The 26,072-nt window shown below is 44.9% G+C and carries 18 protein-coding genes; 5 read left to right on the top strand and 13 right to left on the bottom strand.

Annotated elements, in window-relative coordinates; genetic code table 11:
• Positions 1-114 precede the first annotated feature (114 nt).
• Both B050_RS0115010 and B050_RS0115005 read left to right on the top strand, forming a co-directional pair.
• Positions 115-1,215, top strand: coding sequence for a lactonase family protein (locus B050_RS0115010; protein WP_018474760.1), 1,101 nt, complete (start codon positions 115-117; stop codon positions 1,213-1,215).
• 252 nt (positions 1,216-1,467) lie between these two features.
• Positions 1,468-1,659: a cold-shock protein gene (locus B050_RS0115005; RefSeq protein ID WP_018474759.1), complete on the top strand. Its 192-nt coding sequence runs from the start codon at positions 1,468-1,470 to the stop codon at positions 1,657-1,659.
• 220 nt (positions 1,660-1,879) lie between these two features.
• Here B050_RS0115005 and B050_RS0115000 read toward each other — a convergent pair whose 3' ends face one another.
• Positions 1,880-2,980, bottom strand: coding sequence for an o-succinylbenzoate synthase (locus tag B050_RS0115000; RefSeq protein ID WP_044202700.1), 1,101 nt, complete (start codon positions 2,978-2,980; stop codon positions 1,880-1,882).
• Between the two features lie 113 nt (positions 2,981-3,093).
• Here B050_RS0115000 and B050_RS0114995 point away from each other — a divergent pair, with 113 nt between their 5' ends.
• On the top strand, positions 3,094-4,317 hold the full coding sequence (locus B050_RS0114995) for an S-adenosylmethionine:tRNA ribosyltransferase-isomerase (protein WP_018474757.1): 1,224 nt from the start codon (positions 3,094-3,096) through the stop codon (positions 4,315-4,317).
• Here B050_RS0114995 and B050_RS0114990 read toward each other — a convergent pair.
• From B050_RS0114990 to B050_RS0114945, 9 genes are all read right to left on the bottom strand, one after another.
• Positions 4,314-4,730 carry a LytR/AlgR family response regulator transcription factor gene (locus tag B050_RS0114990; RefSeq protein WP_026235925.1) on the bottom strand — a complete coding sequence of 139 codons (417 nt, stop codon included), beginning with the start codon at positions 4,728-4,730 and terminating at the stop codon, positions 4,314-4,316. The genes B050_RS0114995 and B050_RS0114990 overlap by 4 nt on opposite strands.
• A 318-nt stretch (positions 4,731-5,048) precedes the next feature.
• Positions 5,049-8,207 (bottom strand): efflux RND transporter permease subunit, encoded by a 3,159-nt coding sequence (locus tag B050_RS0114985; protein ID WP_018474755.1) that lies wholly within the window; start codon positions 8,205-8,207, stop codon positions 5,049-5,051.
• Between the two features lie 45 nt (positions 8,208-8,252).
• Positions 8,253-9,353, bottom strand: coding sequence for an efflux RND transporter periplasmic adaptor subunit (locus B050_RS0114980; protein ID WP_026235924.1), 1,101 nt, complete (start codon positions 9,351-9,353; stop codon positions 8,253-8,255).
• A 7-nt stretch (positions 9,354-9,360) separates the two neighbouring features.
• Positions 9,361-10,701: a TolC family protein gene (locus tag B050_RS0114975; protein WP_018474753.1), complete on the bottom strand. Its 1,341-nt coding sequence runs from the start codon at positions 10,699-10,701 to the stop codon at positions 9,361-9,363.
• Positions 10,702-10,798: 97 nt separating this feature from the next.
• A complete protein-coding gene (locus B050_RS0114970; RefSeq protein WP_018474752.1) occupies positions 10,799-11,383 on the bottom strand; it encodes a TetR/AcrR family transcriptional regulator in 585 nt (194 codons plus the stop codon).
• 753 nt (positions 11,384-12,136) lie between these two features.
• The gene (locus B050_RS0114960; RefSeq protein ID WP_018474750.1) at positions 12,137-12,388 is read right to left on the bottom strand and encodes a hypothetical protein; all 252 of its coding nucleotides are present in this window, start codon (positions 12,386-12,388) and stop codon (positions 12,137-12,139) included.
• Positions 12,389-12,746: 358 nt separating this feature from the next.
• Positions 12,747-15,512, bottom strand: a complete 2,766-nt coding sequence (locus B050_RS0114955) for a TonB-dependent receptor (protein WP_026235923.1) — start codon at positions 15,510-15,512, stop codon at positions 12,747-12,749.
• Positions 15,513-15,533: 21 nt separating this feature from the next.
• Positions 15,534-16,631 carry a phytase gene (locus tag B050_RS0114950; RefSeq protein WP_018474748.1) on the bottom strand — a complete coding sequence of 366 codons (1,098 nt, stop codon included), beginning with the start codon at positions 16,629-16,631 and terminating at the stop codon, positions 15,534-15,536.
• A gap of 633 nt (positions 16,632-17,264) precedes the next feature.
• Positions 17,265-17,681 carry a DUF6508 domain-containing protein gene (locus B050_RS0114945; protein WP_018474747.1) on the bottom strand — a complete coding sequence of 139 codons (417 nt, stop codon included), beginning with the start codon at positions 17,679-17,681 and terminating at the stop codon, positions 17,265-17,267.
• A 381-nt stretch (positions 17,682-18,062) separates the two neighbouring features.
• Here B050_RS0114945 and mgrA point away from each other — a divergent pair, with 381 nt between their 5' ends.
• The gene (gene mgrA / locus B050_RS0114940) at positions 18,063-19,058 is read left to right on the top strand and encodes an L-glyceraldehyde 3-phosphate reductase (protein WP_018474746.1); all 996 of its coding nucleotides are present in this window, start codon (positions 18,063-18,065) and stop codon (positions 19,056-19,058) included.
• A gap of 223 nt (positions 19,059-19,281) precedes the next feature.
• Here mgrA and B050_RS0114935 read toward each other — a convergent pair whose 3' ends face one another.
• Positions 19,282-22,593 (bottom strand): VCBS repeat-containing protein, encoded by a 3,312-nt coding sequence (locus tag B050_RS0114935; protein WP_018474745.1) that lies wholly within the window; start codon positions 22,591-22,593, stop codon positions 19,282-19,284.
• A gap of 64 nt (positions 22,594-22,657) precedes the next feature.
• Here B050_RS0114935 and B050_RS23760 point away from each other — a divergent pair, with 64 nt between their 5' ends.
• The gene (locus tag B050_RS23760) at positions 22,658-22,792 is read left to right on the top strand and encodes a hypothetical protein (RefSeq protein ID WP_018474744.1); all 135 of its coding nucleotides are present in this window, start codon (positions 22,658-22,660) and stop codon (positions 22,790-22,792) included.
• Between the two features lie 294 nt (positions 22,793-23,086).
• On the opposite strand, the gene B050_RS0114925 is transcribed toward B050_RS23760, so the two are convergent.
• Together B050_RS0114925 and B050_RS0114920 are read right to left on the bottom strand one after the other, a co-directional pair.
• A complete protein-coding gene (locus B050_RS0114925) occupies positions 23,087-24,364 on the bottom strand; it encodes a glycan-binding surface protein (RefSeq protein ID WP_157492822.1) in 1,278 nt (425 codons plus the stop codon).
• 26 nt (positions 24,365-24,390) lie between these two features.
• Complete coding sequence (locus B050_RS0114920) at positions 24,391-26,055, bottom strand: RagB/SusD family nutrient uptake outer membrane protein (protein ID WP_044202697.1); 1,665 nt, start codon at positions 26,053-26,055, stop codon at positions 24,391-24,393.
• Positions 26,056-26,072 lie beyond the last annotated feature (17 nt).

Genomic DNA, 26,072 nt, shown 5'->3' with positions numbered 1-26,072 from the left:
ACTATCTTCCATCTAAAAATAAACATAAATACTGTGAAAAATCACCAACATCTGTTATTTCTAGCATTACTTTTCGGCATTATCTCCTGTAGTAAGCCTCAAAATCAAAACAATATGGAAACTGAAGCAACACCTTCACCAGAAGCGGATCCCATTTCATTTTGGCTGGGAACCTATACCAACAGCCCCGAGGAAGGTTTTCATCTGGCGCAATTCCTTCCCGATTCTGCAAAATTCAAAGTCGTACTGACTGAGAGTGATATCAACAACCCCTCCTTTGTCCTTAGCAATTCTACTGGCGACCTTATCTATGCCGTACAGGAGGAAGGAGGTGCCGAGGGAGGCAGTGTTTGCGCATTCCGCTACAATTCTAATGCCAATACCATCGAAAAACTAAGCTGCCAAAGCACAATTGGCAGCGGACCTTGCTATCTCACCCTTTCGCCCGACGAGAAATTTCTATTTGCCGGCAACTATGGAAGTGGGGATTTGGCGGTATTCCCTATTGCTGAAGATGGCAATATTGGCGAGGCAGTACAGGACATCACTCATACAGGCAGCAGTGTCAACAAAGACCGGCAAAACTCCCCTCACGTGCATAGCCTCACCTTCCATCCTGATGGCAAAAAGCTATTCGTGGCAGATCTGGGTACGGACAAGGTCAATATATATGACTATACTCCCGATCAGGCTAAGCCCCTCAGCGCTTCCACCCCCTCCTATTTTGAAGTAAGCCCAGGGGCTGGCCCTCGTCACCTAACCTTCAATGCGGCAGGTGACAAGATCTATATGATCCACGAAATGACCTCTGAAGTGGCGGTATATGACCTCAACCTGGAAACCAATAAAATCACCGAGCTTGACCGCTATCGCCTCACCCCTGATGGCTTCCAAGGCGCCATGGGTGCGGCAGAAATCAGACTTTCCGAAGATGGCCGATACCTTTATGCCTCCAATCGAGGAGACTCTAATGAAATTATAGTCTTTAAGGTGGACGAAACCAGCGGCACGCTTAGCAAAATCCAAACGATCAGCTCAGGTGGCAAAACGCCCAGGAATTTTGCAATCAGCCCTGATGGTCAATATTTATTTGCCGGAAATCAAGGTAGCAATACCCTAATTGCCTATGAGCGAAATCCCGAAACAGGAATAATAAAAATGCTGGACGCAGAGTATTCCATTCCCAAGCCAGTGTATTTCTTTATGGTTAAATAAAAAAACAATGACCTAAAAAGCTGGCCTAAACAGCATAAAATCAATGAGATAGGCAAGTCTTAAAACAGGCTTAAACAAGCATAAACAGCGATTATTCAGTAGATAATACCGTATTGGCAAATCCAAAAACCCCTATTTCGAATATTAAGTATACTTTATCTTTGAAAAAATATATTGGATATATCGTGCAATTCCGAAAAGTATGCTTACCTTTGAATTATTAATTAAAAAATATCATTTATTATCATTATTATGAACACAGGAAAAGTTAAATTTTTTAATGAATCTAAAGGATTCGGTTTTATCATTGACGATGAATCTTCAAAAGAGTATTTCGTTCACATCACTGGATTAGTTGACGAAGTAAGAGAAGACGACGACGTGACTTTCGACCTTAAAGAAGGAAGAAAAGGTCTTAATGCCGTGAATGTAAAGTTATCATAACATATAGCATTTAGTGACATTATTGAGAAGAGCCACTTACCTAGTAAGTGGCTTTTTTTTGTGCCTATATTTCCCTAATCCTCTCCCCCCTACTCTCCAAGGCTCACTCTTCCACGGCTAATAAGAGCAAAATCCCTTCTACATCCGAAGGTAGGACATATCATCGGTAAATTACCTCCAGTATCTCAATAAGAAATAGCGCTGGCGCGCTAAAACTACTTCATACTTGCCCCCATGAACCTCCTTGCGTATAATGTATATTGCCATTCGTAATGCATAATGGAGAGTCAATATTATTATGATATAATTGACCAGTACCTAGCCCCTGGGGCAGGGCAAGTGGATAGGAAGCTGCTAGCTGCGTGATCGCATTCAGGCCTATATTACTTTCCAAAGCAGAAGTCATCCACCAGGCAATGCCTCTTTCCTCTGCCAGGCCAATCCACTCCCTCGTATCATAAATCCCCCCTACCAAACTTGGCTTGAGAATAATATAAGGAGGCAGGAGTGTATCTAATAACCGCTCACGATGCTCTCTTCGAGAAACTCCGATTAGCTCCTCGTCCAAGGCTATCGGTATGGGGCTCACCTTGCATAAGGCGGCCATTTCCTTTTCTTGTCCTTGGCGAATAGGCTGCTCTATGCTGTGCAGCTCATACTGCGCCAATGCTTCTAATTTCTCAAACGCATCTTCCGCCTTAAAGGCACCATTTGCATCTACCCTCAGTGTAATTTGATCCGCAGAAAAACGCTTACGAATATAGCCTAATAGCTCACATTCCTGTTGAAAATCAATGGCTCCAATTTTCATTTTAATGCATGAATAACCCTGATCCAGCTTTTCCTGGATTTGCTGCAGCATAAAGTCCTTTTTACCCATCCAAATCAAACCATTGATGGGGATTTCTAATTGACCCCTCACGAAGGAATTAGGAAAAATCACTTTCTCTCCACCATAAAATAAGTCCAGCAGGGCGGTTTCAAAGGCAAAGCGAACGCTAGGAAGGCTCTCAGGAATATAGCCCCTACAGAATCGAAGAACCCCCTCTGCTGTCCAGTCCACCGGCTGCCCAGCTAAGCCCCTCACCAACTCCTCTATCTGAGCCCCCAGGTTCGGTACATCATCCACACTTAAATTTGGTAGTGGCCCCGCCTCTCCCCAGCCTGATTGCAGGGGTGAAGAGGGATCAAATACCTGGATAAAATAAGAATCTTTGGTATTCAAAACACCCCGGGAGGTCCCTGCTTCAAACTTAAACTCCAAGGTTCTCTTTTTCCAACTTGCTTGCAGGTGAATAGGATTTGCTTGATTTTTATTCATGGGCTGGTCATTAAACCTTATATTTGCGGATTCAAAAAACAAAGCTAAAGGAATCTCACTAAGAAATAAACCGGTTTCTAAGATAATCCTTTCTTCATACAAAAAACTGATCCATGGAAAGTATCAACAGCATCAAACTATCTGATTACCATTACGAATTGCCAGAGGAGAGGATTGCTAAATTTCCATTAGAGGAGCGGGATCAGTCGAAATTATTACATTTTGAGCAGGGCACGATCGATCATTATAGCTTCAAGGACTTACCGGCACTCCTACCCTCTAATAGTCTCATGGTGTTTAATAACACCAAGGTGATCCCCGCCAGAATGATTTTCCAAAGGCAGTCGGGAGCGCGAATAGAGATATTTCTATTGCAGCCTGTATCGCCGAGCAATATCATCAATCAGGTCATGGAAAGCAGCCATCCTGTGGCCTGGCAGGCGATGATAGGAAATTTAAAGAAATGGAAGGATGGGGAAATTCTCCAAGGCTTGATAAAAGTAAGCGAGCAAGAGCTTATCGTGAAAGCAAAGCTTCTGCAGCGACAGGACCGTTTGGTAGAGATCAGCTGGGAAGGCGCTACGGTATCTTTTGCGGAGGTGGTGGAAGCGACGGGCGAAGTTCCCTTACCTCCTTACCTTAACAGAAAGGCCACAGAGGAGGACAAACCACGCTATCAGACGGTTTATTCCAAGAAGGAAGGGGCTGTGGCTGCTCCCACGGCAGGCTTACACTTCACGGAGCAGACATTAGAAAAACTCGCACAAAAAGGCATAAAATCAGAATACCTCACCCTTCATGTAGGGGCAGGCACCTTCCAGCCCATCAAGGAGGAACTAGTCAGCAAGCACCCTATGCATAGGGAGCAGATCGTATTGGAGCGAGGCACCATAGAAGCATTGAGCAGCCATGACGGCAATATTGTAGCCGTGGGTACCACGTCTATGCGTTCGCTAGAAAGTATCTATTGGTATGGGGTCAAGTTGCTGAACAATGATGGAGATGAATTCCATATTGCCAAGCTGTACCCTTATCAATCACATGAAGTGAGGGCGACCTTGCAAGAGAGCCTGGATGCCATATTGGCTTATATGAAAGAGAATGACATGGATGAAATCACGGGGAATACCGAGATTTTCATCATGCCTGGGTACGAATTCAGAGTATGTAATGGTCTGGTGACCAATTTTCACCAACCAGGATCAACCTTGATCTTATTGGTGGCAGCATATACAAATAACATGTGGCAGGGCATCTATGAAGAAGCCCTGTCACATGGTTATAGATTCCTTAGTTACGGAGATAGTAGTTTGTTATGGAACCGCAAAAAGGATTAAGCTCCAGCACCTAATTTATTGATGCCGTGGATAAGCTTTTGGTAATAGGTTCTTCCTACAGGAACCTTTTCTTGTTCGATAGTGACCTCTTTTGGCGAGATGGTGGTGATTCTGTCAAGCCGTACAAGGTATGATTTATGAATTCTCACAAATTCATTTTCCGGAAGGATAGCTTCAAATTCCTTAAGGATATTTCGCAGCGAGTACACTTTGTCTTGTGTGACCAAAGTGGTGTAGTTTCCGTCTCCCTTTAACCATAGCACATTCTTAAACTTTACCCGGCGTAGGCATCCCTTATCTCGAACGAATAATGCGTCCTTGATCAGTAGGTCTTCTTGTTCAGAGTGGTGGTTCTCTAAGTTTGAATCTTTTTTATTCATTGCAGTCCCGTGATGATAAATTACTTCTCCCATAATATGGTTTGTTTGTTTTTTTGGAGAGTTATACTTTTAAAAACTAAATTGTATTTCTATTCCTGTTGATTAATGTTAAGTATTTGGAGAATTGCCAAGCTCAGACATCACATTATCCTACCCAAATTGGGATAAGAAAATGATCTAAATTTGTTGGCGGGTTGAAATAGACCTCCTCTTATTCTTATTCACGCATAAATATAAACACAATATACATATTTATGTATATAAAAATCATTTTTTTTGATAAAAATAAAAACAAAAACAGCCTGACGGAGGATCCGACAGGCTGTTTCATACGCTAAAATATGCCGATTATCAGCTCTCAGGCTGGTATTGACTCTCTAATTCTTTCAATTTTTTACTGCCGTATGCGATTTTCGTAATTACCACATATAAAACAGGTACTATAAATATTGCCAGGAATGTGGCAGCGAGCATCCCACCGATCACAGTCCAACCAATTGTTTGCCTTGCCACGGCTCCGGCACCATTAGAAAGTGCCAGCGGAACCACCCCTAAGATAAAGGCTAGGGAGGTCATGACGATTGGTCTTAACCTTAACTTAACCGCTTCGATAGTCGCCGCAAGTAAAGGCATCCCACTGTCCACCCTTTCTTTGGCAAACTCCACTATCAAAATGGCATTCTTGGCAGCCAGACCGATCAGAGTCACCAAACCAATCTGCGCATAGACGTTATTATCTAATTTTGGCAAGAAGGTAAGCGCCAGTATGGCCCCAAATGCCCCCAATGGTAAGGCCAATAAGATGGAGAATGGCACGGACCAACTCTCATACAAGGCCGCCAATAATAGCGATACTAGGATGATCGACAAGGCAAAGATCAGGATAGTGGTATTGCCGGAGGCCAATTCCTCCCTACTCAAGCCTGAGAAATCATATCCATAGCCTGCTGGCAGCACTTCTTCAGCGACTTCCTCCAGTGCAGCCAAGGCCTGACCACTACTGTATCCAGGAGCGGCATTACCATTGATCTCTGTGGAACGGAAGAGATTATAATGACTAATCACAGGGGCGTTTTCCACTACATCATAATTGATCAAAGCTCCCAAAGGAACAGATCCTCCGCCTCGGCTCATGACATAATATTGCTCCAGATCCTTAATATCCATTCTATAAGCAGTATCCGCCTGAGCGACCACCCGGAAATTACGGCCATACCTTGTGAAGTCATTGACATAAGAGCTCCCCATATAAGTGGACATGGTGCTGAATACATCCGATACCGCTACCCCAAGTTTCTTGGCTTTCTCACGGTCCACCGTGATATGATACCCCGGTGTCTTGGCGGTAAAGAAGCTATAGGCCATGGCAATTTCCGGCCGCTGGTTGGCAGCCGCCAGGAACTGGCCCATCACCTGCTCAAACTCCTTGATACTCCCTGTGGAGCGCTGCTCCAGCATGAAGCTAAATCCACCCGTCTGTCCCAAACCTGGAATGGCTGGTGGCGGTACCACAATGATATTTGCCTCCTTGATAGCCGCAAACTTCTGATTCAGCTGGCCAATAAGACCAAATAACTGCTTGGAAGGATCCTTACGCTCATCCCAGGGATCCATCTGAATAAAGAAAGTACCACTATTGGACTTGAAACTAAAGTTGATCGCATTCAATCCACCAATACCCGTCACATTCCTAATCCCATCTGTGCTAGTGATCATCTCCACCATCTCATCCATAATAGCACTAGTACGACTGGTAGAGGCACTATGAGGCAATTCTAAAGACACAAACAAACGCCCTTCATCCTCTGTTGGCAGGAAGCCTGTGGGCTTAGCCTGAAATAGACCAAAGGTACCCGCATAGATACATACCAAGATGATCAGCACCAACGGAGTCGCTTTAATGGACTTTTTCACCCCATTACCATAGGAATTGGTTACTCTCTCAAACCAGGTATTGAATTTATAAAATAGGCGATTGAGGCCCTTGGAGTTTGCTCCCACCTCAGTAGGTCTCAGCATGAGACTACAAAGCGCTGGGGTCAAGGTCAAGGCTACGAAGGCTGAAATCAACACCGAGATCGCAATGGTAATCGCAAACTGCTGATACATCCTTCCCACAATACCGGGGATAAATCCTACAGGGATAAATACCGCCGAAAGGATCAGGGCAATAGCAATCACCGGCGCCGTGATATCTTTCATCGCTCGCCTCGTGGCTTCCTTAGCTGACACTTTTAAGGTATCGATATAATGCTGGGCAGCTTCCACCACCACAATCGCATCATCCACCACAATCCCAATGGCCAATACAAAGCCAAACATAGTCAGTGTATTGATCGTAAAGCCCAAAGGAATAAAGAAGATAAAGGTACCGATAATCGACACCGGAATGGCCAAAATCGGAATCAGCGTGGCTCTCCAGTTTTGGAGGAATATAAATACCACTAGGATCACCAGGATCAAAGCTTCCACCAAGGTATGCAATACCTCATCGATGGAGACCTGAACCACAGATACCGACTCAAATGGAATCACATAATCCATATCTGCCGGGAAGGTCGCTTTCATCTCATCCAAAGCCTCATATATACCTTCGGCAGTTTCTAGCGCATTACTTCCTGGAGCCTGATAGACGAGGAGCACCGCTGCTGGATCACCATTTACGGTAGAAAAACGACCGTAATCAAACTCGCCAAACTCCACTCTCGCAATATCCTTCAGGTAAACCAGCTTACCCTCTTCGGGGCTGGACCTTACAATAATATCTTCAAAGTCCTCGCCACGCTCCAATTTACCATTTACGGTAATGGGATATTCGAAGGTCTGGGAGCTTAGCTGTGGCATACCACCTACTGTACCAGCCGCTACCTGGAGGTTTTGCTCCTGAATGGCGGCGGTCACTTCTGCAGTGGAGATATTATACTGGGCCATCTTATCCGGCTTCAGCCATACTCTCATACTGAAATCCTGCCCGATGGCCGTGATATCCCCCACTCCTTTGACCCTTAGCAGGGCATCTTTGATGAAGATATTGGTATAGTTGCTGAGGAATTTGGTATCGTGGGTACCTTCTGGCGAATACATACTGATCACCATCATGATACTTGGATTTCTCTTCCGCACCGTCACGCCAAGGCGCTTTACCGCCTCAGGAAGGCGGGGCTCGGCAATACTCACCCTGTTCTGGACGTCCAGCGTGGCGATATTAATATCTGTACCCACATCGAAGGTCACATTCATATTCATCTGACCTGTACTCGTATTGGTACTACTGATATACGCCATACCTGGCGTACCGTTTACCTGCGTCTCGATCGGTGTGGCGACTGTCTGCTCCACCGTCTGCGCATCCGCCCCAGTATAATTGGCTGATACTGACACCACTGGTGGGGTAATATCAGGATATTGGGTGACGGGTAGGTTAACTATAGCGATGGCCCCTACCAGCAGGATGACAATGGAAATCACCATCGCTGTCACAGGGCGTTTTATAAATACTTCTGCTATCATAAAATGATCGTGCTTACGATATTAAAATGGTCATTGATTAAAAACTCAGGCATCTACACTGATTTTTGCGCCCTCACGGAGCTTCTGGATACCTTCCGTTACTATTTTCTCCCCTACTTTTAGTCCTTCACGGATGACAATTTCATCTTTCACCTTGGTCCCTAATTGTACATTCCGCTGATGCACTGTATTTTCCTGGTCTATGACATACACAAAGTACTCACCCATCTGCTCGGTCACCGCCTTAAATGGAATGGTCATTTGCTCACCTATATCCTGGTTCAGCACTATTAAGTTGACCGTCATCCCGGCAATAAGGTCTCTATCTGGATTAGGGAATTTCACACGTAAATTGATCGTACCTGAAGTACGGCCTACTGCGCGATCGATAGTCGTCAATTCTCCAAAATGAGGATAGATATCTTGCTGACTAAACTGAATAGAAAAAGTGGAGTCTGGAAGGCTCTCTGCCTTCAGCATCTTGGTAAATCTTCTCACGTCTTTTTCATTGACCACAAAGTCCACCAACACTGGATCATCAGAGGAAAGGGTATTTAATAGAGACTGACCAGGGGAAACCTGTGCGCCTAAGCGAACCTGGGAGATCCCGATGGTTCCCGCAAAAGGGGCCGTCATCAGGGAATAATTGAAATCAGTCTCTGCGCTGCGCACCTGAGCCTCTGCGGAAGCCACCTGAGCCTCTGCTGTCAGGATGTCCGCACGGGCGTAATCCAATTGCTGCTTGGCGATGGCATCCTGCTTGTCCAGCTCTTCATATCTTCCCAAATCCTTCTTCACACGCTCCAGGTTAGCTTCGGCACTTTTGAGATTGGCCTGCGCCTGCTGATGGGAAGATCTGTATTTGCTACGATCTATTTCATATAGCTTTTGGCCTTTCTTCACTTCCTGACCATCTTCTATATATATATTAGTAATATAACCTGTGACCTGCGGGCGTATCTCCACTTCCATAAGGGGGATGACCGTACCCGGATAGACGTCCGTTCCTGTCACATGCTTCTTTGCTACTTCCGTCGCACGGACAGAGATCACCTGAGGGGCTCTTTGAGTGGTCGCCTCACTTCCACATGCACTTATAAAAGCCGGTATTGCAGCCACCAGCATTAAACCTAAAAACTTTTTCATGTCCCGATTAATTATTTTCTGTATAGTTGATTTCGATATTTCCTAAAGCTCTGTCCAGATCCAGCTTGGAAGCCAGAAGATTGTACATAGCATTATAATGACTCAATTGGGAGGTTCTAAGCTCCGTCTCTGCCACAATAAGATCGACATAAGCTTTAATGCCTTGATCGTATTGAAGCTTAATGATATTATAAACCTCCTCGGCGAGTTCCATATTTCTCTTGATGGTTCTCCACTCGTACAGGTCACTTTTATAGTTGGCCATGGCCGTGATGTATTCGGTATTGATCTGCTTCTCCAGATTCTCCCGCTGCACCGCGATTTTGTTCTGCTGAAGCTCGGCAATTTTTATATCCTGATGCCTTTTTCCTCCCTGAAAAATCGGCAGGGAAAGGGTCAGGCCAATGGAAGACTTGGGATAGCTGGTCTGATATAAATCAGAAAAAGTATTATTAAAATACAACCAGTTATAATTGTAGTTTGCAGAAAGCGTGGGCAGATAAGCCCATTTCTGATAGCCTGTATTGAGTTCAGCCAAGGTAGCCTGAGTTTCCACCTGTTGGTATTCGATTCGGTTTTCAGGAAGCATGATCTGAGTCGTGTCAGTAAGGGCTCTTTGTTCCATCTCCTCATAGCTATAATCCAAGGAAATATCAGCCTCCACTGGATAGCCAATCAGCTGCTTCAGGTAGGCGATTTTGGCATCCACACTTTCCTGTGCCCTGCGGTTATTGCTTCGAATATTGGACAGGGTAATCTCGGCGCGTTGGTAATCGGTCTTATCCACGAGTCCGGATTCAAATCTGCTCTTGGCATCTTTATACTGCTTCTCCTGGCGCAGCAGGTTTTCCTCGAGGATATTCAGCTGCTCATACGTCAGCAGAATATCATAATACGCCTTACTTACCTCCACCACGGTGCTGATCTGCACATCCGTCTTATTTTGGTCATACTGCTGCTTGACATACCTGGAAGTCCTTCCCGCAAAAATCTGATCTCGGTTGATAAGATTCTGATCCACTTGAAGGAGCAGGCCAGAGTTATACGTTTGGCCAAAGGTAATCAGCTCTCCCCCGATTGGTTGCTGCTGCAGTTTGATATTCTTATTGCCACTAGCACTGGCATTGATCTGCGGATACCAGCCAGCCAGGCTTGACTTGACCTCACGATCCCCTATTTCCTGATCCAATGATGCCTGCTGCATCGCCGGAGCATGGTCCATGGCATACTGGATGACCTGGTCCAGGCTCAGTGAAGCGGAACTGCTGCTCGTCGACTGCCCAAAAGTGCTAAATGGCAGCAAATATCCGATCATAATCATCGATAAGATCTGGATGCTCTTTTTCATAATAATGTTGGTTGAAAATTGGTAATTAAACTCCATATAATTGATATAATACTAATGCTGAAAGAGGTAGCCCCTTGGGCTAAAATCCATTCTAGGCTTAGCTTTTTGCTTCCGGTTGTTTTTTGATGCCGTCCCAGACGATTTCTGCGATATGACCTAGGTTGATCTGATCCATATCCATTTTCTTACCATGGTAGATCGTCACCTTCACGGAGCTGAGGATGGTGCCATGCACCATAATGCTAAGAATCTCAGGCTTCACCCCTGATCGGAGTTCGCCGGAATTGATCCCATCGGTGAAGAAATTCCGCATCCAATTATGCCATTGGTTATCGGTCATCTCCATTTCTTCGGTGAAGTAAGGGGAATTGTAAAATTGCTCCATAAATCGGTGGATGGAGCGATCCTGCACATAGAGCTTTTTCATATTGTGCCAAAATCGCATGAAGCGCTCTTTGAAGGGCAGCTGGTCATCATCCCCAGACTGGGCGGCATCCACCACCTTGGCCACGAGGTAATGATACAGCTCCATGATGAGCTCATCCTTACTTTCGAAGTAATGATATATGGTGCCTGCGGCAACAGAGGAGTTCTTGGCGACCATGGACATCGGGCATCCGTGGAATCCATGATCTCTGATCAGGTCCAAAGTTGCCTCCATTATTTTCTCTTTTTTGTTCATAGGTTCTTCAGATTAAGAAAACCGAATGAACATTCAATCATATCTAAGCTCCAATAGTTCCCCATTCCTTTATTTTTTTTTATCTGCTTTTTAACACAATTTATAAGCAACTCCTAAACAACCGTTTAAGTTTCCCGTAGAGAGGAAATTTATTGAAATCAATAAGGTTTTTGCTTAAAAACAGATTAGAGCTGAATGGCCTGGAAACTAGAGCTGATGCCCATAGGGGCTTAGGTGCTAGCGGGTAACTTAGTTTTAGAATAGGATGGAAATGGCTGGGCCAAAATCAGGACTTCTGATAAAATGGTCCTCAAGGTCCCAGCCAATGAATACAATACGTGATTCCAGCAATATATTAAGGGGGAAAAAAGCGGGACCAATTTTATGGGTAGGCGAAGTCATGAATCTCTCTCAGGCGCCTTCGCTGGAAAAAAGGAAGTTAGACTTGTTTCATCCCAACCCCTTATCAGTATATCCGACATGTTTCCCAAACACCAGCAGCATTTAAAGCTTGCTGTCGCAAGCTTGCCTGCATCGATTGGAGATCGCAACGAGACAGGTGCTTAATATGGAAACTGTGGCTAGGTAAATTGGGCTTAACAAAAAAATAATTCGATATAAAGAGAGGTGGATAATCTCAATCTATGGATGAATAAATATAAGGAAGTAAAAAAGCAATCATCATAATTCAATCCTCTGCACTATTTATTGTAGGCCTCCTTTCAATTAAAGGACGGCACCTGTCCTAAGAACTCATACGGCTATTAAGTCTGTGGAGAAATTGGTATAATCTATTGACTTGACCATTTTGATCAGAATACCAACAAACTCCTGCTTGCAAATGGAAATGGCGAAAGGAAAATCCGGATCCTGAGTAGGCCAAATTCTACAATCATCAAATAACCGCGATAAATCCCCCTTGAACTTCGCTCTTACTATCAGGTGATCAACCTCATTAGGCTTATTGACCACGGATAGGAACCCATTGGATGAAGTAATTAACATTAGGATAACTTATTTATATAAAAACGACGAATACACTACGTTTAATAAACCTAAAACCAGTAAAGAAACACCGGTCTCTGGGACCACCTTTTTCAGAGATTGAAAAAAGTACTTACTTAATTTCATAAACCATCAAACCTATAAGGGGTTTGAATAGATTAAATGTAAGGATAGAAATCAAGATTTGCAATGAAAAAATAGGGCGATAAACTGGTTTTTATCAACAAGTTATCCACAAAATACCTTCCCTTAATCTAAAAATTGAAAATAAAAATACCCCAAATGGGGTATTTTTTATTTACCTAATTATGTCATTTATCACCAAAAATAAGTTATTCAAACGTTAGTTTAAATTTACCTATTGGAAAACATCGAATTTAATACCCAAATTAAAACGGGCATTATAGTACTCCGCTTGCATCGTTCGAGACCTAATTCCTTGATAATATCTCAAAGGTTGATTCGTCAGATTATTGCCCTCCAAAAAGACTCTCCATTTAGGGGTAAATGCATAGGATGCATTGAAGTCCAAGAAGGTTTGTTTATCATAATATCGGTCTTCAAACTCCTCTCCTCCCAACTCATCCAGGTAATCACTGGCGTAATTGAGAGAAGCTCTAAGCACTAGCTTTTTGGTTTCATATGAAAGCGAGGCATTAAACATATTCTCCGCCGTCCCTGGCAGCATCAGGTCACTTTCTTCACGACCTTCTATCCCCGTGGTAGAGGATTTGGTGAAGGTATAGTTCAGATAGATCCCAAGGCCTTTCCAAATCTGCTTCTGCACCGATGCCTCCAAGCCATATACCGAGGCGGTACCGCCATTTTCGGGTCGAGTATATTCCAGGTTGGACCCAAATACCGGATCGGTATAGTCCAGGTCGGTGATATAATATATAAACTTATCAATATCCTTATAAAAACCCCCAACAGAAAACAGCCCCACATTATCAAAATACTTCTCAGCCATCAGGTCAAAATTCATAGAGGTGGTCGGTACCAAATTAGGATTCCCAGTAGCCAGCTCCTCATCCGAGGCGCTATATTCTGCATAAGGCACCAAATCATAGTAATTAGGCCTGGCCAGAGTATTCGTCCAAGCAAATCGAAGTATGCTGTTTGGATCCAAATCATACTTCAGGTGCACACCTGGCATGACATTATGATAGGTATCACCTGCGGTATCCTCTATATACTCCTCATTGTCCATATCAAAGAGGTTACCGGTATAGCTGATGTCGGTGTACTCCCATCTCAGCCCCACTATCGCCGAAAGCTTCTCAGTAAGCTGATGATCGGCCATCATATAAGCACCGTAGATCGCTTCATTCGCAGAATAGTTGCCTGGTATAAACTCATCTGTCTTCAGCTCTCCCTCAAATTGTCCCTCATCATAAAAATCCAATGAACCTAAGAATTCTGGATCTGCAAAGTTTCCGATTTGGTACTGGCTTCCCGCAAGGAAATTCGGATCAGATTGGTCGGTGTTTGGCACCTCACCGAGAGTTCTGCCAAAGGCATCCTCATCCACAGGGCTGTATTCGTAGTAATTATTATTCCTCATTTTATATTTGGAGCGATATCTGCCACCAAATTGAAGAACACCACTATTGCTATATGGCAGTTTAAAGTCCATTTTAGCATTGATATCCTCGTCAAAGGTATTGCCATTTTCCTCCACCAGCTCATCCAGCTCCAAGCCGAAATTATCCTCATGATTCAGCAATGCCGCATAAGGCTTCTCAGTATCCATGATATCCACCAAAACCTCCTGGCCGCCTGAGCGATACCCGATATATCTCTCGGTAGGTCGCTTTTCAGAAGCCTTGGCATAGGTCGCAGACCAATCCATCTTAAGGCGATTGAATATGTGATCTCCACCCAGGGTGAAGTTCTGCACACGCTGATCTTCCAAACGCTTGTTTTTCACATGATCAGATCCGATTCCTCCCTTGGTTTGGTATTCCACTCTGCCAACGGTATTGAATACATTCGGCGAAATCTCCTCAAAATTCCCGTCATCAAAAGCCTCATCCAATTCATCCACTTTCATCCCAAACCTATTTTCCCAGTCATTTCGATGGTTGTACATGGAGGAAAATATAAAGCTGTGATTGGCATTCACCTCATAGTCTAGGGAGAGGGATACTGACTTCCGGATTCGCTGCACCAAATACTTCCTCATCTCAAACTCTTCCAAGGCTAGGCCATTGTCAGACTCATACCAGACGGCCTCTATATTATCCGAGCCAAAATTGTGATTATTATAAGAAGCTGATACGATCGCCCCCAGTTTATCATCCAAAAACCTATTACCCAGAATCACTGATCCGGTCCAAATGGGTTTTTCGGTAAGTAAATTCAACCCTGTGGCGGCGGTTCCGGAAATCCGGAGTGCATTGGGCGCCTTACGCGTGACCAGGTTGACGGATCCGCCGATGGCATCAGCATCCATATTTGGCAGGACTGCCTTATTGACTTCTATGGTCTGGATCATATCCGAAGGAATAAGATCCATCTGCACGCGGCGATTATCTCCTTCTGCTGAGGGAATTCTTTCACCATTTAGCGTCACCGAATTGAGTTGCGGTGCCATGCCACGGATGATAATATCCCTAGCCTCGCCTTGGTCATTCTGCATGGTGATCCCGGGGATACGCTTCAGGGCATCACCAATATTGGCATCCGGAAATCGACCAATCTGATCCGAGGACACGATATTGGTGATATTCTGATTGTTCTTTTGTTGGTTCAGCGCCTTGGCCTGGCCCTTTAGCCGATCGCCAAACACGATAAACTCGGCTCCCTCTACCAGGCCTGGACTCATCTCAAACATGGTTTCGTGAGTCTGTCCTCTTTTTACCTGAACCTGGTTGGTCTGCATCTCATATCCCAAATAGGATACTTGGATATCATGGAGACCTTCTGGAATTCCCATCAATACAAATTCGCCTGACTGGTCGGTAATGGCCATCTTGTTCAAGCTTAAAATAATCACATTTGCACCAGGAAGGGATAGGTTCTGATTATCCTTTACTTTTCCTTTGATCGCTCCTTGCCCGAAGGCTGCACTTCCTGCAAAAGTCATAAGCAGTAGCACCAAAAGCGGTAAAAATTTATTCATCGTATCGTTCTTTAAGAATTATTACTTAATCGATTTTAATTCCTCTCCCGCCATATCTTCCCAACGGTAGATCTGGAAAGTTCTGTCATCAGACATGGCCACAAAAAGGCCTTTAGGAAAAGTCTTATTCAAAGGCAGGCTGACAAGCTCTGAGCCATCACTACTGAGGGTGCTGGTCTTGATAATTGTGATCAGCTCATGCTGATTGGGGTTCTCCGCGGTGCCCTCACGAGGAAAAACATGAAACTGGTTAGCTTCCTGGTCAGAGACCAAAATATAGCCTGTGTTTTCGTCCAATTTATAGATACTGATCCCCTCGTGATCTTTAGTGAAACCTTCCGTTCCAAAAAGCGTCAACTCTTCATTGCCTTTGGCGGGATCTGCATAGTACTTCCTTACCCCTATCCCCTCATCAGAATAGTAGATGTAACCAAGTTCGTTGTCCACCGCAATGGCCTCGATCTCCTTCTGGCCACTAAACTGACCAAACTTGCGAACCAAATTCAGGGAAATACCGGATGCATCGCTGATAATTTCATACTGCCAGAGGTAGCTGCCATCTTGAGGGCCGTTTTTCCTACCGGCAATGACATAATGCTTGCCCGTTTCCGGCTGAGTATATATGGCCACCCCCATCAAATCTCTAAATTCAGGACCTGTCTCCCCTTCATAGACCTCCAGTCCACCGGGAACGATCTCTTTCATATCAGGAAGTGAAAAAAAACGGAGTTTTGAGGTCAATCTCTCTCCCGTAACCGCAAAATCCACAGTCCGATCTCCAAGCTGCAATCCATAACCGATATCCACATTGTTGGGCCGCTGAATGTCTCGCACCACCAAGGAGTCTATCGTCTTTCCCTCCAGGTCAAATACATATATAGCGCCGTCCTTATCCTTGTCTGTACCTAGGATCAGGCTCTTGGATGGATCCTGAGGATTGATCCATACTGCTGGATCATCTGAATCATGCGCCAGGCTATCCGTTACAAATACCGGCTGAACTCTTTGTGCTACCTGCACTTCCTCTTTCTTATTCTCATTTTGATTAGGGGTATTACAATTTGTAAAAATCAAACCACTCAACATCAGTGGTGAAAAATAGCGTAATCTTCTATTCATAAGTTTTGGTTTATTATTTAGGATGCAAAAGTACGGGCTAGCGATCAGTATAGGCTACCCTAGTTTATTATGAAAAAGTCATTATTCGCCAAAGACCCGAAACAAAAAATTAACATTATAATCAATTGGATATAAGCCAAATAGATTTTTCCCGAAACAAAAACAATATAGAATGAAAAATAACTCTTCAGCAATCTTTAAGACAAATGGCCTACTATTACGCTAGGATTAAAGCAGTATTACCTTTTCGTTATACGATTAAACCTGGAAGTGCAGAAGGATGTATAAAGTTTAGGATGCCCAGAGCCCTCTGTCTTTAAGGCTTTAAGGCTGGATTAAGATTGCTGAGATCAATACGCTCCCTGCCAAAGCTCGGGATACACCAAAATCGCCGTTCATTTAATCGTCATAGCTAAAGAAAAGTAAGTCTGGATGGGAATTAGGTTTACATCACATAGGTCTAGAAAAGCCTCAGAATACTCTCTAGGAGTATACTTGCGGGGAGGTAAAATGAGGAATCCCCAGTTTGGGAAGGGGAAGGGGAATGATTAGGAATTAGAATTAATAGAAAATAAAAAGGTCCAGAAAAAATTCCTGAACCTTTTTTTTCACCAAGTTTGACATATTAAAAAATCAACGAAAAGATCTTTGTAATCCTTTTAATATTTTTAGTATTGTTTTGTCTTTTATTTTTTTCTGTAAGAAACCATGATTATATCGATCCACACTAACGACTTGTAATAAGATATCACAGAGTCTAAACATCGGCCATCCGGCTTCAGTATCGATAGAATTCAATTCCGGTACCACTCTTTTCTCTGGCCAATCTTTGACCTCAGCAATGAGCTTGTTCCGAATGATCTGTGCAAGATCATAGAAATCATAATAATGATAAGCTGCTTCCGGAGTCAATTCCTTCCCTACTATCCGCTCAACTCGCAGAAACTCCTCCTCCATCTCCGAAATATATGGCAACAACTCCTCAAAGTGTACATCCGATAACCACACACTGGAAGCATCATAACGTAAAATATCCCTTGTTTCATTCATAAGGCAGGAGGCTAAACGATGACCCAATCAGCTACTAATCTCTCAGCACGTTCTTACTTTTCTGTCAGTATCTTTTTACCGACTTTCTATGCATCTAAGTTGAGAATATATTTTTTAATACACAACCTTTTTTCCTCTTTTTATATAAAAAAATGCTTTTTAAATAAACTCACAACACTTTCATAAATTTTCTTTACTTAATACAATACCGCCCAAAAATCACTCCACCATAGTCAATTTTTAAACTTTACTTACTACTTTAATCCAAATTTCATTGAATTTTCATGTCAATATTGATTTTTTAAGGCCAATAACTGAGGGTCATTTAGAAGGTAATATTTATATTGTAGAATCAATTAAACCTAACCTTGTTTTACACTTATGAGCAGCTATCAACCTGCACCTGACAGGTACCAAAAAATGCTATATCGCCGATGTGGCAAAAGTGGCCTGAAACTCCCCGCCTTATCGCTGGGCCTATGGCATAATTTCGGCCATGTGGATGTACTAGACAATTCCCGAAAGATCCTCCAGCTTGCCTTTGACAGAGGCATCACCCATTTTGACCTAGCCAATAACTATGGTCCTCCGCCAGGCTCTGCGGAAGAAAACTTCGGCAAGATCCTCAAAGAAGACTTTGCAGGATACCGTGACCAGCTCGTCATCTCCTCCAAAGCGGGATACTATATGTGGGAAGGTCCCTATGGAGAATGGGGCTCCAAAAAATACCTGGTATCCAGCCTAGATCAAAGCCTCCAGCGAATGGGCTTGGACTATGTCGATATTTTCTATCACCACCGGCCTGATCCTGACACCCCGCTGGAAGAGACCATGGCCACCCTCGACCTCCTCGTAAGGCAGGGCAAGGCACTATACGTCGGAATCTCCAACTATCAGGCGGAAGAAGCGGCCCAAGCGATCCAAATCCTGAAAGATCTGGGCACTCCATGCCTGATCCACCAACCCAAATACTCTATGTTCGAAAGATGGGTGGAAAGTGGACTGATGGACCTTCTGGGGAATAAGGGTGTCGGCTGTATTCCCTTCTCACCACTGGCACAGGGACTGCTGACCGATAAATACCTGAAAGGAATTCCCGAAGACTCCAGAGCAGCAAAATCCCATGGATTCCTGCAAAAATCCGCCATAACCGAGGATACCCTAGCCAGAATCAAAGCACTTAATGAAGTGGCGATGGAACGAGGACAAAGCTTGGCCCAACTCGCACTGTCTTGGCTCCTGAAAGATGAAAGAGTCAGCTCAGTGCTTATTGGCGTAAGCAAAACCTCACAACTGGAAGATTCCCTAAAATGTCTTGATAATCTTGATTTTGAGGAAAAAGAACTGAGCAGAATCGAACAGATATTGAATAAATAGAATTTAGCATTTCTCCCAAACCCCATTAGTGAAGCGCTTAAATAAGCCCTGGGGTTATTCGGATTGTGAAATTCTGGTATTAAAGCGCTTGCCTTCCTGCAAAATACCCGTCCAGACCATACAATTGGCGCGGAGGAGAGTGATGAGCTATAGTTATAGTCTTGCTATTTCCCCTACCAAATCAGAGTCAATAGGGTATAAATCAGCGGGAAGGGAAGCGCTTTCATTTTTTCATAGCATAGTGTCGGATGGGCCCTTGGTGTTCGCCTAGCCATAGGACATCCCCCAGCCATAGGCTACTGCGCACCTCCCCTCGGAGGCAAAATCCACTTTGATCCTGAGGGATATAATGACTCTCCAGGCTTGGGCTCAGCTCCATGAGCAAGCCGTGATTGGCATCGATATTCCCTATTTTAATACGTCCTTGGTGAATATTCCCGCCCAGCCATAAATAGTTGCCCTTAGGACTAGGGATAAATGCAGCAGTATAAACCGGGGCGATTTGCGCCTGCATGGGCAAATCAAGGGCTACAAAACGGCCATCCTTAAGCGTAAAAAGCATAGTTTCCAGGGTGTTTACTTCGTATGTCAAAGCGATTGCCTGTTCACTGTCCGACAGGATATCCTCCAGCTTAGCTTCTGCATAGCTGGCATAATCCTTAAAGCTATTTCGTTTTGCACTGATCTGATCCATCAGCTCATCTCGGCTGATATAGGGATATTCTTTGGTCTGAATATAAAAATTCAAAAAAGGATCCACAGAGCCATTCCCATCAAAATCCCCAAAACTAAGGCGTGCCGGCTCCTCCCTAGAGGCTTTAATTTGAGAATTTAATCCGAAATTCCCTGCTAACAGTTCAGGCTCACCATCCCCATTCATATCTTCCAGCAACAGAGAAAACCATATTCCAGCATAGGAATGATCAAAGTACAGGTCGGTTTGACGAAGTACCTTTCCCTCCTGGAAGGAAAATACCTCCAGACCCATCCACTCTCCAGCCACGACCATTTCTGGAATCCCGTCCCCATCTAAGTCGGCACTCTGAGCATCTCTCACCAAATGCAAGCCTTCAAGGGCACTGCTCATCCTAGGAGAAGCAAGGCTAAAGTGCCCCTTACCATCATTGATCAGGAGCTGTGAAGGGTAAGATTCCGGATGCCTTCCAGGGATGGCCGCCCCTCCGATGAATAAATCCAAGGCTCCATCAGCATTCGCATCCAAAGCCAAAACGGCCCCCGTGGCCGCATGCCTTTCGGGAATGGCCAGCGGGCGTTCTTCCATAATCCCTCCACCCATATTTTCATAAAATCGATCCTGAAGACGTACATCGGAAGCAGAAAAGTCATGATATCCTCCACTGGCCACATACAAATCCCTATCTCCATCGCCATCAGCATCGAAAAACACGGCATCTGTATCCACCGATCGGGATGAATTCTGAAAAGCTCGCTGCACGGTCTCTTTTAATTCCTCCCCACTTATACCTCGAAATAATAAGGGCCTAGCCCCCATTCCCGCACCTATATATACCATCACCTCTCCCTGCCCTGAGCTGCTGGCCATCACTGGACCGATATCGCTTAGGGGATAGGTCAAAAGGGGCTGGCGCTTGAAATCATTGAAAGTTTCCTCCTTTTGGATCAGAATATTCCCCTCCTTATTTTCGACCCAGAGGGGAGTCGATGGAGCAGCTGTTTGGTCCTTCACTGGCTTGTCCGCTGCCGCATGGTTTAAGATAAGGCTTTGGCTGGTCCTTGGAGAGACCAGACATTGGGTGGCGCCATCTGGCCAGGTCACCAGCACAGAATCTACCTCTGCCGCAGACAGGCCAAAGGTCAGGATAGGGCTTACACTGGACTGATAACCTCTATATGGCATCTGCTCCATCAGCTGCTCTGTACCCCGCTGGTACAGCCTCACCTGAGAACCTATGCCTTGAAGATTCCCTTTAGGGCCTTGCAAATGGATTTTTAGCCAGTGGTGGTTTGGACTTTCATTTCGATGGTTCTCATAAATAAAGGCTTCCTCATTGATATTATTGATGACCAGATCCAGGTCGCCGTCATTATCCAGATCTGCATAGGCGGCACCATTACTATTGGAAGCTCGATCAAAGCCCCAGTTTTGCTGCTGATTGGTAAAGGTCAGATCCGCATTATTTTGGTAAATATAATTGGTCACCGCCGAGGAAGGCATCTCATGAATTAAGGTCATTAGATTCTCGGTGGACATCTTGCCATTTTGAAAGAAGGAGCTTCTGTATTTAATAAAGTCAAGATTCGTAAAATCATGCAGGAAGCCATTGCTAATAAACAGATCCTTCCAGCCATCCTGGTCAAAATCCGCCCATAATGGCGCCCAACTCCAATCCGTATTGGAGATTCCTGCTACCTGCCCCAGCTCGCTGAAAGTACCATCGCCATTATTGACTTGCAGCATATTCCGCATATACTGATAGTGCAGCCCAACGCTCAAAAACAGATTGAAATGAGAGTAATTGTCTGGCATAAACAATAGCTTCTGCCGCTTATTATCCTCGGGAAGCATATCCAAACTTAGCAAATCCACCTTGCCGTCATTATTATAATCTGCCGCATCCATCCCCATGGTGTAAAGGGAAGTATGATCCAGCCGCTGGGCGAGGACCTCCCGATAGGTCCCATCTTCCTGCTTCTGGTACAGGTGATCGGCAGCGGAATAATCATTTCCTATATAAACCTCCGGAAGGCCGTCTCCATCAAAGTCACTAATGCTCATCCCAAGTCCGTAAGACAGGGGGCTGGTATCCCATCCTGCCTCCTCGGTGATGTCCACAAATATGCCTGAGCGATTTTCTAAAAGCCGGCTGCTGCTATTGGGATCTTTTTGGGCTAAAATATGCTGAAAGGAGACTTCATCCAGATTTCGAAATAGCTGGGGATGGTGATTCAGCAGAACCATATCCAAATCGCCATCGGCATCATGATCAAAAAACGCCGCAGCGCTACTATAAGCGGCGTTATCCAAGCCATACTCTTCGGCCATCTCCTTAAAGTAAGGAATCCCCTGAGCATCTGCCCCTTGATTTACAAATAGCTGATTCCTTCTTTGCTCCTCTGCCAGATCTCCACTATAGCAAACATAAATGTCCATCCAGCCATCCTGATTGATATCCACCATGGCCACCCCTGTGGCCCAGGATCGTGGTCTGCCAGAAACATTTGAGGCTAAACTGATGTCCTGAAATTGCAGGGAACCACGATTTAGGTAAAGCTTATTATTACTCATATTTCCTGAGAAATAAAGGTCTTCCAGTCCATCATTATTGACATCTCCGATCGCCACTCCTCCCCCATTATAAAAATACTGATACTGAAAAATATTGGCCTCAGGGCTCTCGGTAAGCGTATTGCTGAAATCCACACCCGTCACAGAAGGATCCACAATAGTGAATAAGGGAGCTTTTGGCTCAGGGGCCGCATCAGGAGTCTCACAGCCGATATATATGAGGCTATTGATCAGGATCAGGCTGCTTATCAGTAGATTTTTTGGCATAGATTTAATTTCAATTTTTCCTCAGAATATTATTTTCCCCTGCATTCTTTTTGACCTAAGCCAAATGGCTCCATCTAAAATAGGGAATAGAATCACATTTACAGACAGGGAAAGGGAATTCCATCACATCGCCACGGGTATTTCTCTGGATAAATCCGTCAATCCAAACCCCAATTATCCGCTGTATTATACTGGCTAAGTTTCTATTCTTCCAACTGCCCTGATTTGAATTATTGATTTTAAGGCTCCAGACCTTAAAGTTCATTTAGTAAATCGGCGGTAGGCATGGATTCGAGGGTAGCCAATGCCCCACTTTCAAATAGGATACTTGTCATGCAGGGCTAGGTGTTTGGCTCATTACTTATATTTTTGATCTGAATACCATTGACTATGATACCAGAAAAAACCTGCCTGGTCTATAAACTAAAACTCGAAGCGGTAATTTACCGCTTCGAGAGTGTGAACCATTATCCAAAATTCTTTTAATCGCTTTTTATTGTTCCGCTCGTACCACGCGTACGTTGTCCACGCCCATTACGACGGGGACACCATCGGTGCCATAATTCTGTATTACCAATCTCAGTTGCTTCACCCCTCCGGTATCCCCTGCGAGTAAGTCTGCATAGGTTCCCAGACGGACATTTCCGCTGGTTAGCTGGCTGAGGTTAGTGGAGACCGTGTACCAGGTACCGTCTGTGGTGCTTACATAATCCACGAGAGGTACATTGGTAGTGAGTTCATTGCCTTTATTATCAGGAAACCATATCATAAGTTCCACATCTTCTATGGAGCTGGCGGTGGAGATAGCGATTTCCACTCTGATCTCAAACTTGCCCGCTGGGGTCGATGGGGCATATTTATCGGCCGGACTGGTAGGGAAAATCTGTGCTCCCCCCCAGTTGGTAAAGTTCATCACCTTATCATTACTCCAGCCGCCCTTTGGAGGCAGCTCCATATCGATGGCTCCAAAGTTTCCATCGATGCCATTTACCGGGCCGATAGAAGGCACGATCATATTGCCGGAAATTCCCCAGCCCCAGTTCCAAGGCCATTCCAAAGCACCATCGGTATCAAAATCTGCTACCATGCCGTTGCCATCATAGATCTGCGTCCTTCTGCTGGTTGCAGATCCCCCACTTTGGGTGACCACAGACACAAAATTTCCCTCTGAGAAGTCCAATCCATCGGGAACTTTCACTGTCAGCTTACTACCTGTACTATTGGCCGTGAAGCCTTCGGTCACATAATTACCTTCTCCGGGGAAGAACACTGTATCGATAAAGTAGAAATATCTACCAAATAGTGTCAAATTATCCCCCGGCTTCAGGTATTCATTACCCACGCGGCTGATCTGCGGTGCTGGAGGCAGGGTCTGGAAGGGAATGGATGTTTCTCCACCTTTGGTGACTAGCCTTAGCATATTGGATACATTCGGGTCGGTGGCCACCGTCGGCACGCTGTCTGTGATGGTGACGATCACATTATCATTGGTGACATAGGCGGGATTTACGCCTACCGAATAGCCATTTAGATATACCTGCTGAGTGGTCCCTAAGTTCCTGCCCATGATGGCCAGGGTACTTCCGAGTGTCGCCCGGGTAAAGGCACTGTCCGCAGTCTCAGGGTCGGTATATCGGATACGATCTATGGTGGGCATACCGGTGACTTCATCTTCATCTTCCTGGCAGGCCAAGGAGGTTATGGCCAATAGGATGACCAATAAACTGCTGAGGATATTCAGCGGTAATGTATAGTTATTTATCTTTTTCATGATCCTTTTCTTTTTGGGTGTGAGCATTATTCTCCTGCGCTGAAATCATAGGGTACGGGAGGTTTTCTCAGATTTGGAGCTTTAGAAAGCTCCACAGATGGAATCGGCAGGTTAAAATTACTTGCATTCACATCAAAAAACCTCGGGCTGGTATCATCTTCAGGGATCTCGATTTCCCACATTCTAGGATCAGGAATCTGATCCGGATAGATCCTGAAAGTACCTCTATCCTGACTGCTCAAAAGCTGGTAAGCCAGCTGTGGATTATAATATTGCAGGCGGGTAAACTCATACCAAGCTTGTCCCTCCATTGCCAATTCTTTGATACGCTCATAAAAGATATCCTCCCAATCCACAGAAGTCTTCGGTGATACGCCGGCTCTGTCCCGGACCTTATTATAATAGGTAAGGGCATCGCTAGGATTGCTCTGCAAGACTGCCTCCGCATAGATAAGGTACACCTCTGCCAGACGAAGAATATAGGTATTTATCTCTGTCCCCTGCTGCACCACTTTGCCATCGTTATCTTCTGGCCGGCCGACCACATATTTTTTCACCCATGCGCGTGATCCATAAGGCTGACCAGCATCCTCACTAGGCGCCGGAACTCTCAGTTCCTGTGCGCTGCCGCCAGCAGGCACCTGAGTGATATAATCATAATGATCTCCGGGAAACATAAAACTAGCCTTTCTTCGTGTGTCAAAAGTCCAATCATCATATAGCTCGAGCATCCATTTTGATCCTCCAATATCCCCTCCCCATCCGTCAGAAAAGCCGGTAATCTCAGAACCAAAGGCTAGGAATGCCTGCACCGAGTTTTGTGCTCCCCAGGCATTGAGGTTGCCGGCATTATAGGTCCACTGAAGCGCCGCCAAGGTCTCCACGTTATTATTATTGACGGTCTTGAACAGGTCCTCATATTCCTCCATCAGCGTGGCGCCGCTATTATCAATCACCCTTTTGGCAAAGTAAGCCGCGCTGTCCAGATCATTCTGATCACGTGTGCCGCTGATACCGGCACGAGTCAGGTACATCTTTGCCAGCATCCCTTCAGCACTCCACTGATTCAGCCTACCTTCCTGCACCGATTCATCAGGAAGATTCTCCGCCGCATAGCGAAAGTCTTTGATGATAAACTGCCAGACCGATTCCACGGTATTCCTAGCGATGGTGGTGTCCTGAAGCAAGGTGGTATTATTGGTAATCAAGGGCACAGGGCCCCAGTTTTGTACCAGATAGGAATAGGCTAGACCTCTCATAAAGCGGCCTTCGGCAATTCCATGACGCTTGATACGATCTGTTACTGCTGCACCCGCATATTGTTTCACATTATTGATAAGGGTGTTGGACTGGCCTACCACATTATAAAAAGCCCTCCAAGAGGCTCCATTTTCGGGAGTTTCCCCGGTAGTATTGAAGCGTACGTTCTCGATCTGGTAAGAGCCGGAGGTGAGCACGCCACCACGAGCATCTCCTATCCCATGGGAAGCCTTATCATTATAAGAAAACCACACGATATTATACAATGGCGCAGTGCCAGCGAGGATCTGCTCATCATTTTGGTAGAAATTGGCATCCACAATGGCATCCAATGGGGGTCTGTCCAAAAACTCCTCCCCACAGCTCCATAGCCCACCGAGCAGGGTGGCCACTGTGAGTAGTGAAAGCGTTTGACTTATATATTTTTTCATGATTATGTCCATTTTTG

The organism is Echinicola pacifica DSM 19836 (assembly GCF_000373245.1).
Classification (GTDB): domain Bacteria; phylum Bacteroidota; class Bacteroidia; order Cytophagales; family Cyclobacteriaceae; genus Echinicola; species Echinicola pacifica.
The sequence above is the reverse complement of the archived record's forward strand: the minus strand, read 5'-3'. Positions and strand labels throughout refer to the sequence as shown.

What these genes read in the sequence shown, in the direction of transcription:
- B050_RS0114925 (WP_157492822.1), bottom strand. Translation starts at nt 24,364, where the DNA reads ATGAAAAAGATAAATAACTATACATTACCGCTGAATATCCTCAGCAGT.
- B050_RS0114960 (WP_018474750.1), bottom strand. Translation starts at nt 12,388, where the DNA reads ATGTTAATTACTTCATCCAATGGGTTCCTATCCGTGGTCAATAAGCCT.
- B050_RS0114920 (WP_044202697.1), bottom strand. Translation starts at nt 26,055, where the DNA reads ATGAAAAAATATATAAGTCAAACGCTTTCACTACTCACAGTGGCCACC.
- B050_RS0114990 (WP_026235925.1), bottom strand. Translation starts at nt 4,730, where the DNA reads ATGGGAGAAGTAATTTATCATCACGGGACTGCAATGAATAAAAAAGAT.
- B050_RS0115000 (WP_044202700.1), bottom strand. Translation starts at nt 2,980, where the DNA reads ATGAATAAAAATCAAGCAAATCCTATTCACCTGCAAGCAAGTTGGAAA.
- B050_RS0114955 (WP_026235923.1), bottom strand. Translation starts at nt 15,512, where the DNA reads ATGAATAAATTTTTACCGCTTTTGGTGCTACTGCTTATGACTTTTGCA.
- B050_RS23760 (WP_018474744.1), top strand. Translation starts at nt 22,658, where the DNA reads ATGGCTCCATCTAAAATAGGGAATAGAATCACATTTACAGACAGGGAA.
- B050_RS0114945 (WP_018474747.1), bottom strand. Translation starts at nt 17,681, where the DNA reads ATGAATGAAACAAGGGATATTTTACGTTATGATGCTTCCAGTGTGTGG.
- B050_RS0114935 (WP_018474745.1), bottom strand. Translation starts at nt 22,593, where the DNA reads ATGCCAAAAAATCTACTGATAAGCAGCCTGATCCTGATCAATAGCCTC.
- B050_RS0114970 (WP_018474752.1), bottom strand. Translation starts at nt 11,383, where the DNA reads ATGAACAAAAAAGAGAAAATAATGGAGGCAACTTTGGACCTGATCAGA.
- mgrA (WP_018474746.1), top strand. Translation starts at nt 18,063, where the DNA reads ATGAGCAGCTATCAACCTGCACCTGACAGGTACCAAAAAATGCTATAT.
- B050_RS0114985 (WP_018474755.1), bottom strand. Translation starts at nt 8,207, where the DNA reads ATGATAGCAGAAGTATTTATAAAACGCCCTGTGACAGCGATGGTGATT.
- B050_RS0115005 (WP_018474759.1), top strand. Translation starts at nt 1,468, where the DNA reads ATGAACACAGGAAAAGTTAAATTTTTTAATGAATCTAAAGGATTCGGT.
- B050_RS0114975 (WP_018474753.1), bottom strand. Translation starts at nt 10,701, where the DNA reads ATGAAAAAGAGCATCCAGATCTTATCGATGATTATGATCGGATATTTG.
- B050_RS0114995 (WP_018474757.1), top strand. Translation starts at nt 3,094, where the DNA reads ATGGAAAGTATCAACAGCATCAAACTATCTGATTACCATTACGAATTG.
- B050_RS0114980 (WP_026235924.1), bottom strand. Translation starts at nt 9,353, where the DNA reads ATGAAAAAGTTTTTAGGTTTAATGCTGGTGGCTGCAATACCGGCTTTT.
- B050_RS0115010 (WP_018474760.1), top strand. Translation starts at nt 115, where the DNA reads ATGGAAACTGAAGCAACACCTTCACCAGAAGCGGATCCCATTTCATTT.
- B050_RS0114950 (WP_018474748.1), bottom strand. Translation starts at nt 16,631, where the DNA reads ATGAATAGAAGATTACGCTATTTTTCACCACTGATGTTGAGTGGTTTG.